The sequence below is a fragment of the Marinomonas rhodophyticola genome (assembly GCF_026113935.1).
GTDB classification, from domain to species: Bacteria; Pseudomonadota; Gammaproteobacteria; order Pseudomonadales; family Marinomonadaceae; genus Marinomonas; species Marinomonas rhodophyticola.
Genome location: NZ_JAPEUL010000004.1, coordinates 995920 through 1007436, shown reverse-complemented (window position 1 = coordinate 1007436; position 11517 = coordinate 995920). Strand labels below are relative to the sequence as shown.

Below are 11517 nucleotides of genomic sequence, written 5' to 3'. Positions count from 1 at the left end.
AGGATCCGGATCTCGTAGGGCAAGCCCAAGGTGTTGCTGTGGCGTAATCGCCTCTTTTGTACCTTGTCATTAAGGCTTACCAAAGGAAAAAGCCACTACGAATTTGTTCTAATAGGGTATCTCTCGACACCTCAAACTTTTGTGAACCGCCGATTAAACGACTACCACCACCCAGCACGGTAATACTTAATGACTCGGGCGCGTCATTGCCTAATGCAAAAAGGTTTCTTTGGCTTGACGTGTCTGTTGAACCAAAGCGCCTAATCGGGTCGCTGACAAGGCAGAAATTTGCTTCGGACTCGAGCTGGAACGCCAAGGCTTGATCTAAATTATCGCCCCCCAACAACAGAATGTTCCCCTACCGCGATACGCTTAAGCGCCACGCTGGTATTTTTTGTTGATGTCGGCTGAATAGCAACCAAACTAAAGTCACTGGTACCACCACCAATATCGACAACCAAAAGCATTTTTTTATCGGCCAGCGCGGCAAGCCTTTCGTCATTATTAATGTAATGATAACAAGCCGCTTGTGGCTCTTCTAAAAGGTATAAATCGTTTAGACCAGCCAGTTTAGCGGCTTCCAGTGTTAATGCTCGCGCCTCTTCGTCAAAAGAAGCTGGCAAAGTTAACGCGATCATTTGAGACTCTAACGGCGCATCTGCAAAGCGATGGTTCCAGCTTTGCTTAATGTGCAATAAGAGCATTTTACTCGCCTCAAGTGGACTGAGCTTTTTAGGGAATTCACTGGCCCATGGCAAAATCGCCGAGCGACGATCTACTTGACGATGGCTCAACCAGCTTTTCGCACTTTGGATGAGTTGCCCAGCTCGACGTTGACCTAAAGCTAATGCCCCAACACCAAGGATTCGTTCTTTATCACAATGACGCCAAGGCAAAACCGGATCGAGTTTACCCACTTCATCAGACGCCAATACGTAAATAGCACTCGGCAAATAGGTAAATTCTTGCACTGAACCATCGACCATCACTTGTGGAATAGACAGCAACTCTGGTTCAGCTTGCTTAGGAAAAGTTCCATCACCATAAATAGGAATGAAGGAGACAACGCAATTGGTTGTCCCCAAATCAATGCCTACTCGATATTTGTTTTGAAAAGCCGCTTGCGCCATGTATTAAGACTCCCTAACTTGAAACTCAATCGTCCAACTTAGGTCAGATTGGGTATCATGTGCTTGCAATAACAGCAATCCCAATTCGGTGACACGCGACGTTAGATATACTCGAACCATCTCACCAGACGAATAATGACCCGCATCTAAACGAACCGACAAGGGATTGAGCCTCCTCGAGTTGAGCAAGCGAAAAAGCCCCAATAACCTTACCCACAGCATGCGTTTCGCTTATTTTAGATTGGAAGAAACGGAAGGTCACGCTTTCACCCACCACTAGCGAAAACTCGTTCGGAAGCATCTGCCCTTCTGAGCCTTCTTCTAGCCCAAAAGGAGCGACACAAATCGCATCGACTGGCGGTGCCATACCCGGTATGGCTGGCATTGGACTGGCCACACCAATGTAATAATTAGCCGCCAAACCACTCTTTACTCTAACACCGCCTTGCGCTTGCACTTGAGCATAGTAAGTCGCGCCTTTGGCGACCGCATGATCCAAATGCGATGGGGTTAGCATGGTTAATTCACGGCCACTTAACGACTCAGACAACATGGCTGCCAAGCGAGTTTCTAACGTGCTGCGAATCACATTGGCGTTAAACACACCGCCGTTTAATAATACTTTGCTGGGCTTCACATCATGCTTTGCTATAAACTCACTGATGTGACGGGTAATCGCTGGATCCCCTTCGTAATCCAAGTTAATCGCACTAAAACCACTGCGTGCTGCTTTTTGAGCTTGCTCACCCAATTGCACCGGCGGAAAGAAACCATCAATCAAAAGCTGCTGAACATCATTTTGTGTCAAGGTCGCTTTGATGCTGTTATTGAACAAACTGCGCCCCCGACTTGGAACGACAACACTGACGTCCTCTAGGTCAGCATTAGACAACAAGCGCTCTTTTGCCTCCCGACAAGCTTGCGTTAAACCCATGATTTGCCAAGGTTCGAGATGGGTACCGTTTTGTGCCAGTTGCGCGGCTAAATGATAGGTCAGCGTCAAATCCATATTGTCGCCACCAAGCAAAATATGACGACCTACCGCTACTCGCTCTAAACCAAGCGCACCCTTTTGTTCAACCACTTGGATTAATGACAGATCCGTCGTACCACCGCCAACATCTACAACCAAAATATGATCATTGACGACTAGGCTGTCTGCCCAATTTTGCTGGTCACTCAACCAAGCATAAAACGCCGCCAATGGCTCTTCAATCAAACGCGCACGCAAACCGACTTTTTCTGCCGCTTGCTCAGTAATGGCGCGAGCTGCAGGATCAAATGATGCGGGTACGGTAATCACAACGGTTTGCTCGGCAATGGGAGCATGAGGAAATTGACTCGTCCATGCACTCACCAGATGGGCCAAAAGCGTTTCCGTGACTTGCGCCGGAGACACTTTTTCCACTTCTTGAAGTGCATCCACCGGCAAAACCGCTTCATCAGCAGCGACACGAGAATGACACAACCAACTCTTCGCACTTTGCACCAATCGACCAGAAGACTTAGCGCCCAATTCACGAGCCAATTGCCCCACAATGGACGTTGCTTTACCCCAAGGCAGTAGTAAGTCGCTCTCTAGAAACTCCGTTTTATGAGGAAAATAGACAAACGAAGGCAGTAAGGGTCGAGCATCCACCTGACCTGCCGCAATAAACTGCGGAATGGCCAATTGCTGAATACGCCCTACTTGATTGATTTCTGTCCCTGCTGGATTAGATGGCGAATAATAGACAGCCGAATGCGTGGTACCCAAGTCGATACCAATGAAATATTGACTCATGAGTTATACCTCGATTTCAGCTGGCGCTAGAATATTCAGACTGTCAGTGTTGGTGATTTTCGGCAAACGCGTTTCGGTCACTTTCCAACCTGGATGAATCAAGGTTCCGGCATATGGACCATCGCCTTCCACACGACCTTCAAGCTTAATCTGTTTTGCATCGTAACCAGAGGGTACTTCGACACGGCTATTCTCTACCGCTGTATTGACAACATCCATAGACACAACATCGATCGTGAAGTGTTGCTTCAATACTTTGGCGCAACCCGCGTGGATCTGACGAGACGCCGCCCCCACATCCGCATCGCTATAATCATCAATACTTTCTTGAATGAAGTCGATAAAGCGTGCTTCTTGTTGTAACAGCTGTAGTAATTGATGCGCACCATCGGCGTTGACCGTATCCAAAGCAGGCGCTGCGACTTCGATTTCACGAATCACTTCGACTTCTTTTGTAATCACTTTCGGTTCCACTTCGAAGGCAAACTGCTCGCCTTGATCAACCGATTGACAGCGAGCAGCATAATCGCCACTCACCATGTATTTTAAAAAATGACCAAACGCACCGAAAAAGCGCGGCACAAAGGAAACTGGTTTAATTTTATTCGTCATAATTTACCCGTTCTGCACAGTTTATCCGTTTTGCATCTCTTCAAGCTCTAGCCAACGCTCCATAGCAGTCTCAAGCTCTTCTTCTTTATGAGCTAACTTCGCTAAGGTTTTTTGCACATGATCGGCCTCTCCTGTATAAAATTCAGGAGCACTTGTCGTGGCATGTAACGCCGCAATGTCTGACTCTAACTTGGCTATCGTTGCTGGCATATCGTCAAATTCACGCTGTAATTTATAACTTAGCTTGGCTTTGGGCTTAGCTTGCGCAGCAGTCGTACTTTGATTTGTTTCTTCTGTTTTTTTAGCGTCAGCTTTGGCTTTTTCTTTTTTGCTTGCTACATTGTCCGTTTGCGATGTGGACTCTGTGGGGAACTTGCCCCCTTGACGAATCCAGTCTTGATAACCGCCAACGTATTCTTTGACTCGGCCTTCGCCTTCAAACGCAATCACACTGGTGACAACATTATCTAAGAAAGCACGGTCATGGCTAACCAACAATAAAGTTCCTTCGTAATTCATTAGCAGCTCTTCGAGCAATTCTAATGTTTCCACATCAAGGTCGTTGGTTGGTTCATCCATAATTAAAAGGTTAGCTGGGCGGGTAAATAATTTCGCCAGCAGCACACGGTTTCGCTCACCACCAGACAAGGCTTTTACGGGTGTTCGAGCACGCTCAGGAGGGAAAAGGAAGTCACCCAGATAGCCAATAACATGTTTGTTCTGACCATTGATCTCAATAATGTCTTTGCCTTCGCCGACGTTTTCCGCAACGGTTTGTTCTGGATCAAGTTGCTCACGTAATTGATCGAAATACGCTACGTTAAGTTTGGTACCCTGACGAACTGAACCCATTTCAGGTTCAAGATCCCCTAATAAAATTTTCAGGAAGGTACTTTTACCGCAACCATTTGGACCAATTAGACCAATACGATCACCGCGATTGACCACGAAATCCATCGGTTGCAAGATCACCTTATCTTCAAAAGAATGTCCGACTTGGGTGAATTCAGCCACCAACTTGCCAGACTTATCTTTGGTTTCAATGGCCATTTTGGCGTTACCCTGGCGATTGATACGCTCAGAACGCTCTTCACGTAACGCTTTTAGAGCACGAACTCGACCTTCGTTGCGGGTACGACGCGCTTTAATGCCTTGTCGAATCCACACTTCTTCTTCTGCCAAACGTTTGTCGAACAAAGCGTTTGCACGCTCTTCCTCTTCAAGCATTTTTTCTTTAAAAGCAAGAAACGCCGTAATATTACCGCTGAACGAAATAAGGTTACCGCGATCGAGGCTCAATGATACGGTTTGCCAATTTTTCTAAGAAACGACGATCGTGGGTAATGAATAGGATCAAACCTCGAAATTGTTGAAGCTGTTGCTCCATCCATTCTATGGTCGGCACGTCCAGATGGTTGGTTGGCTCGTCGAGCAATAAAACATCTGGATTAGAAATCAAAGCTTGCGCTAGGATAACGCGACGACGCCAACCACCCGATAGCTCAGACATCAGTTTATCTGCAGGCAAAGCCAAGCGTTGAATCATGTGATTGACTCGTTGCTCCAGATCCCAACCCTGAATGCGGTCCAACTCCGTCTGAATATCACTTAATTCATTTGAGTGGTCATTTTCGAAGTCTTCTAATAATTTAAAATAACGGCTCATCAATGAATGGGCTTCACCTGCCCCTTCACTAACTACTTCACGGACGGTTTTTTCATTTGCATCCGGTAACTCTTGTGGGAGCTGTCCAATGGTCATACCACCTTCTAGACGCACGACACCTTCATCCGGAATTTGCTCGCCTGAAATGACTTTTAACAGCGTCGATTTACCTGCACCGTTACGACCGATAATAGCAACACGCTCTCCAGCTTCCGCTGAAAAACTGATTTTTGACAGCAGCGGATTATGCCCAAAAGCAACACTGATCTGTTCTAACGACAATAGACTCATATCTATCCATATAAAGTAAAAATTTTGTGGCCGTATAGTATCATCCTTCTAAGAGAAGGTTCACCAAAAAACGGTTGAATCCATGCTCGCTTCTTGTTTAATCAAGGATTAGAAAGATAATTATCCGGAGCATTAACCATTTTAATTAAAATAGCCTTGTTTCATTCCTCTTCGTTAATTCGTTTTTCAAAGACTTGACTTATAGGCAACAGACAGGTTTTACGCTTTATATCTAATGATAAAAAGTCGCGAATAATGACAATAAATGTGCGCTAACGTGATTTATCCATAACGTGTTGCAAAGCGCTTGCTAACAATTTTTGAATCAAACCCCTTTATTGATCATTATTTGAGAATATACTGAGCGAAATGTAATGATATTTCTTCTGTCTAATGGAGTATTTAATGGATTTTAAAAGTAAGGTAGGGCCAATTACAGCGGTAGTCGTTGCGGCAGCGGCTGTGACATGGATGTGGGTAGGAGGAAATGGCATCACGGTCAGTCCAACAGAGCCGACACCAAAAGAAAACACAGTGTCATCACAAACCGCCGAAAGCCAACTTATCTATCCTGTTCAAGCAAAGACCTTAACGGCAAAATCCATTGAGATGCGGTTGCCCTTAAGTGGCAAAACTCAAGCCGATGAGACCTTAGAACTCATTAATAGCTATCCTGGGCGAATTATCAAACTGCCGATTGAAAAAGGTCAATTTGTTAAAAAAGGCAGCGCCATTGTCCAGATAGATAACCGCACACTAAAAGCTGAAATAGCGCAAGCTGGACTACTGGTCAAACAAAGGCAATTAGAACTTGAGGGTATCAAAAAACTCAATGTACAAAATTTAACATCAAAGGTGAATCTAGCCCAAGCTGAAACCGATCTTGCCTCGGCTCAAGCATCTGAAAAAGCGTTATTAGTGGATTTAGAGAACGCCACTATTACCGCGCCGTTCTCAGGCATACTGAATACGTTAACTGTGCAGGAGGGACAAGTTCTTGCTGCAGGTGCCAATATAGGCACGTTAATATCCATTAATCCTATTAAAATCAGTGTCAACATCCCTCAAAATAAAATCAAACAGGTGAAGCTTGGGACACTAGGTAATATTCGCCTTGAGTCTGGCTATTCAGCCGAAGGCTTTGTCTCTTATATCAGCGCTACAGCAAATGAATCGAGTCGTACCATTACCGTCGAAATGCAAGTTGATAATTCTGGAAATAACATTCCAGCAGGTCTAACAGCCGCGGTAGAGTTTATTTTAGACGAGCAAAAAGCCCATGCTTTTTCAGCGGCTCTGCTCACTTTAGATGATGCAGGCAGAACAGCCGTAAAGGCCATAGACCTAGACAATCGAGTGGTTATATTACCGGTTGAAATCGTCAAATCAGAACGAGATCAAGTCTGGGTAAGCGGCCTTCCAGATAATGTAAACATTATTACTGTTGGACAAGGATTTGTGTCTGCTGGTGATAAAGTTGAAGCACATTATCAAAACTGAGGAGGCTGCATATGCAAACATTAATTGAAGCGGCCTTAGCTCGCTCACGGACTATCATGATGCTTTTTGTTCTCATTTTAATTATGGGAACAGTATCCTACATTGAAATAGCCAAAGAGAGTGACCCAGATATTACCATTCCGATGGCCTATGTATCCGTGTCCTTAGAAGGTATTTCACCTGAAGACGCTGACAGCTTATTGGTACACCCTTTAGAAAAAGAACTAAAAGGGCTTGAGGGCTTAAAAGAACTCAAGTCTACTGCATCAGAAGGCCATGCTTCGATTATGCTGGAGTTTTTATCTGGTGTAGACATTGATCAAGCCATCATTGATACAAAAGACAAGGTCGATAGAGCAAAAAGCGAGTTGCCAGACGATGCTGACGAACCGACTGTCACAGAAATAAACCTTTCAACTTTCCCTGTGTTACGCGTCAATTTATCGGGTAATGTGGATTTTGCCATTCTTAGTCGCACCGCAAAAAATTTACAAGATGCGATTGAAGCAGTGGATGGCGTTTTAGAAGCAAACATCAGTGGCGACAGAGGAACAACAAGCGCAAATTATTATTCGTCCTGAACAGCTGGAATCTTATAACCTTTCATTAGCTGAGGTGGCTAATTTTGTATCTGGCAATAATCGCTTGGTGGCCGCTGGTAATTTAGATACTGGCGCTGGTCGCTTCTCACTAAAAGTGCCTGGATTGCTAAAGACCAAAGAAGACATCATGAATTTGCCCATCAAAGCCGATGGTGATCAAGTCGTTTTGTTAGGAGATATCGCCACAGGCGAGCTAACGTTTGAAGATCCAACAAGCTATGCTCGTGTAGACGGCAAGCGAAGTATTACCTTAGCAATATCAAAACGTGTTGGGGCAAATATTATTAATACTATTGCGGCCGTTAAGACAGTGGTCGAAAATGAAAGTCAGCAATGGCCCAGCGGTGTTGAATACAATTTAACAGGAGATAAATCTACTGATATAGAAACGTCCCTTAATGACTTATTCAATAACGTGTTAGCCGCTACCTTACTAGTTATGATCGTCATCGTTTGGGCCTTAGGCATTCGCAGCGCCCTCTTGGTTGGTTTGGCAATACACGGAGCCTTCTTAGCGGGTATTTTGATACTCGACCTCCAAGGTTACACCATCAACATGGTCGTTCTTTTTGCGTTAATTTTAAGTGTCGGCATGCTAGTAGATGGGGCTATTGTCGTCACCGAGTATGCCGATAGAAAACTTGCTGAAGGTGCGTCTAAGATGCAGGCCTATGGGGAAGCAGCCAAACGCATGGCTTGGCCAATAACGGCCTCTACAGCAACGACCTTAGCCGTCTTTATGCCTTTACTGTTTTGGCCTGATATTGTTGGCGAATTTATGCGCTTCATGCCCATTACCATCATTGCGACCTTGGCCGCCTCTCTCGTAATGGCGTTAATCGTATTACCCACTATAGGCTCCATGATCGGTAAAAAAGGCGCCTATACCGAAAAAACTATGCACGCTTTAAAAATTACCGAAACAGGCGACCTAAGTGAGACTCACAGGCCCAACCGGATTATACGGCCGCATGCTAACGCGTTTAGTAGAATATCCTATATGGGTTCTACTCTTTACCATCGCCTTACTAATCAGTGTCTTTATCAGTTATGGCCATTTCGGAAAAGGCGTGGAGTTCTTCCCCAGTATTGAACCTGAATCTGCCAATTTAGACATACGCGCCAGAGGCGATTTGTCCCTTGATGAGAAAGACACATTAGTAAGGCAAGTAGAACAACAAGTACTTGGTACACCTGAATTAAAAAGTGTTGTGGCTACTTCTTATTCAACACCAGGGAACAACGCAGCTCCTGATAGCATTGGCTCCATCAGTATGGAGTTTATCGATTGGTATCAACGCGAATCCGCCAGCGTCATATTAGAACGGATTCGAGAAAAAACGAAACAAATACCGGGCATTGAAGTCAGTGCCGAAAAAGAGCAAGGCGGCCCCCAGTCCGGAGCCGACATACAATTGCAATTAAGTTCAAACTACTCCGAAGCTCTTAACTTAGCCGCTGACGAAATCAGCAAGCAACTCTTGGAAAGAGAGGAAATAGTGACCGTCAGTGATGATCGTTCACTACCCGGCATTGAATGGCGTATTGATATCAATCGAGCAGAGGCAAGCCGTTATGGCGTGGATGTCAACAGTCTAGGTAATGTCGTTAAGTTGGTCACAACCGGCATTACCTTAAGCGACTTTCTCCCAGAAGGTGCTGATGACAAAATTGACATAGTGTTGCGCTATCCAGTCAATCAACGCAGCTTGGAGCAGCTTGATCAACTACAAATCCCAACTAATCAAGGCAGCATTCCTGCTAGTAACTTTATTTATCGCTATGCCGCTCCTAAGCAAGGCGTTATCAATAGAACCGATGGTAAAAAAACCATCGCTATTGATGCTGATGTAAAAGATGGCCTTGTTGTTGACGAAGTCATCAAAGCCATTAAAGCGAAATTGGACGCAGCTGGTATAGATAAGACAGTCAGCTATGAATTCCGCGGCAATACAGAAGAACAGCAGAAATCCATGGTCTTCTTAATCAAAGCATTTGGTGTGGCTTTCTTCATCATGGCTATTATTTTGGTCACCCAATTCAATAACTTTTTCCAATGCCTACTCATCTTAAGCGCGGTCATTTTCTCAACCATAGGCGTATTGATTGGTTTAATGGTAAAAGGACAACCATTTGGTGTAGTTATGAGTGGTGTTGGCGTTATTGCTTTAGCGGGCATTGTTGTGAATAACAACATCGTGTTAATCGACACCTATAACGGCTTACGAAAACAAGGCATGATGGTCCGAGAAGCCGCTATACGAACAGGTGTACAGCGATTAAGACCTGTTATGCTGACCACTATTACAACTATTCTTGGTCTGGTTCCGATGGTTTTCCAATTCAATATTGATCTGATTCATCAGTCATTTAGCATTGGCGCACCATCAGCTCAATGGTGGACACAGTTATCAACAGCCATTGCTGGTGGCCTCACTTTTGCTACGCCATTAACACTGATACTGACTCCTTGTCTGTTGGTTTTAGGGGCTCGACGCAAAGAAAAAAACAACTGGAAGCGTTACAAGCAGCAACCATACAACATGAAGAAACGCGCTACAGTGTGGATAATAACAAAATAGAATGAAGGCCAAGACAACGCAGTGTAAATAAACCTAAGCACAAAAAAGCGGACTCAAGTCCGCTTTTTTTAGCCTAAGTATAAATATACTATTTAAAAGAACTGCTCAAAGCTTAGGATAACTGTGCCAAGGCAGCCTCTACATCGGCAATAATATCGTCAATATCTTCCAACCCTACGGACACACGAATTAAACCTTCAGCAATACCCGCTTTGGCTTTCTCTTCATCCGTTAGACGACCGTGTGTCGTCGTAGCTGGATGAGTCACCAAGGTTTTGGTATCACCCAAGTTACCTGTAATAGACATTAACTTAGTAGCATTGATGACAGACCAAGCTGCCTTACGGCCACCTTCCACTTCGAAGGATAACAAACCGCCGAAGTCTTTTTGTTGCTGCTTAGCCAGTTCATGATATTTATGGCTAGGTAATCCGCCATAATTCACTTTAAGCACTTTTGGATGGGCTTCTAAATATTCAGCTAGCTTCATGGCGTTTGCGGAATGTGCCGTCATACGAAGAGATAAAGTCTCAAGACCATTTAACAACACCCAAGCGTTAAATGGACTCATACACTAGCCCCGCACTACGCATGAAGGCAGTAAAAATATCGATAATCTCTTGGTTGGCTATTAACGCACCACCCAAACAACGACCCTGCCCATCAATAAACTTAGTCGCAGACTGCATGACAATATCAGCACCTTGAGTAAGTGGGTTCTGCAGTGCAGGCGTCGCTAAAACCGTATCCACACAAAGCAACGCACCTTTGGCGTGAGCCAACTCAGCAACACGTGCAACATCCACCACTTCATAAAGTGGATTTGATGGTGTTTCAAAATAACAAAACCGTGTATCTTCGTTAATCGCCTCTTCCCAAGCTACGTAATCAGTTGCATCAACATAGACTACTTCCACACCAAATTTGGTTGTGTAGGTATTAAAAAATTTAACGGTTGAACCAAAAATATTACGGGAGCAAACAACACGGTCACCAGCACTCAATAAGCTATATGCCAAGGTCATTAGCGCTGCCATACCAGAGCTTGTTGCAATTGCTGCTTCGCCTTTTTCCAGAGTCGCTAAGCGCTTCTCAAATAACTCAACGGTTGGGTTGGTAAAACGAGAGTAAACGTTACCATCCTCTTCGCCAGAAAACTTCCGGCCGCTTCTTCCGCACTACCATAAGCAAAGCTTGAGGTCATAAAAATGGCTTCGCTATTTTCCTGTTCTTGTGTTTGACGAATACCGGCACGAATTGCATTCGTTGCATCTTTATAATCAGCCATTACTTCACTCCAAGCCATTCTTCCAAAAAATTAAACCCAAAAACAACTAAGCCAGGCGTGACC

9 protein-coding genes and 2 pseudogenes are annotated in these 11517 nt (G+C 44.6%); 4 read left to right on the top strand and 7 right to left on the bottom strand.

Annotated features, from left to right (window positions below; all coding sequences use genetic code 11):
* Positions 1–76 precede the first annotated feature (76 nt).
* The 6 genes and pseudogenes from ONZ52_RS05770 to ONZ52_RS05745 form a co-directional block, all read right to left on the bottom strand.
* Positions 77–343 (bottom strand): hypothetical protein, encoded by a 267-nt coding sequence (locus ONZ52_RS05770; protein WP_265217752.1) that lies wholly within the window; start codon positions 341–343, stop codon positions 77–79.
* Positions 330–1130, bottom strand: coding sequence for an Hsp70 family protein (locus ONZ52_RS05765; protein ID WP_265217751.1), 801 nt, complete (start codon positions 1128–1130; stop codon positions 330–332). The genes ONZ52_RS05770 and ONZ52_RS05765 overlap by 14 nt, the downstream gene beginning before the upstream one ends.
* A gap of 3 nt (positions 1131–1133) precedes the next feature.
* Positions 1134–1292: a hypothetical protein gene (locus ONZ52_RS05760; RefSeq protein ID WP_265217750.1), complete on the bottom strand. Its 159-nt coding sequence runs from the start codon at positions 1290–1292 to the stop codon at positions 1134–1136.
* On the bottom strand, positions 1252–2913 hold the full coding sequence (locus ONZ52_RS05755; protein ID WP_265217749.1) for an Hsp70 family protein: 1662 nt from the start codon (positions 2911–2913) through the stop codon (positions 1252–1254). The genes ONZ52_RS05760 and ONZ52_RS05755 overlap by 41 nt, the downstream gene beginning before the upstream one ends.
* Before the next feature lie 3 nt (positions 2914–2916).
* The gene (locus ONZ52_RS05750) at positions 2917–3525 is read right to left on the bottom strand and encodes a DUF2760 domain-containing protein (protein WP_265217748.1); all 609 of its coding nucleotides are present in this window, start codon (positions 3523–3525) and stop codon (positions 2917–2919) included.
* Between the two features lie 21 nt (positions 3526–3546).
* Positions 3547–5482, bottom strand: a pseudogene (locus ONZ52_RS05745) (ATP-binding cassette domain-containing protein).
* Positions 5483–5887: 405 nt separating this feature from the next.
* Here ONZ52_RS05745 and ONZ52_RS05740 point away from each other — a divergent pair.
* Genes ONZ52_RS05740 through ONZ52_RS05725 form a run of 4 tightly spaced genes read left to right on the top strand, consistent with a single transcriptional unit; the run spans position 5888 to position 10166 of the window.
* Positions 5888–6982 carry an efflux RND transporter periplasmic adaptor subunit gene (locus tag ONZ52_RS05740; protein WP_265217747.1) on the top strand — a complete coding sequence of 365 codons (1095 nt, stop codon included), beginning with the start codon at positions 5888–5890 and terminating at the stop codon, positions 6980–6982.
* Positions 6983–6993: 11 nt separating this feature from the next.
* A complete protein-coding gene (locus tag ONZ52_RS05735; protein WP_265217746.1) occupies positions 6994–7563 on the top strand; it encodes an efflux RND transporter permease subunit in 570 nt (189 codons plus the stop codon).
* Positions 7520–8677 (top strand): efflux RND transporter permease subunit, encoded by a 1158-nt coding sequence (locus ONZ52_RS05730; RefSeq protein ID WP_265217745.1) that lies wholly within the window; start codon positions 7520–7522, stop codon positions 8675–8677. Before ONZ52_RS05735 ends, ONZ52_RS05730 begins: the two co-directional genes overlap by 44 nt.
* Entirely contained in the window at positions 8583–10166 is a 1584-nt protein-coding gene (locus ONZ52_RS05725; RefSeq protein WP_265217780.1) for an efflux RND transporter permease subunit, read from the top strand. The genes ONZ52_RS05730 and ONZ52_RS05725 overlap by 95 nt, the downstream gene beginning before the upstream one ends.
* A 112-nt stretch (positions 10167–10278) precedes the next feature.
* On the opposite strand, the pseudogene ONZ52_RS05720 reads toward ONZ52_RS05725, so the two are convergent.
* Positions 10279–11454: pseudogene (locus ONZ52_RS05720) on the bottom strand (O-succinylhomoserine sulfhydrylase).
* Positions 11455–11517 lie beyond the last annotated feature (63 nt).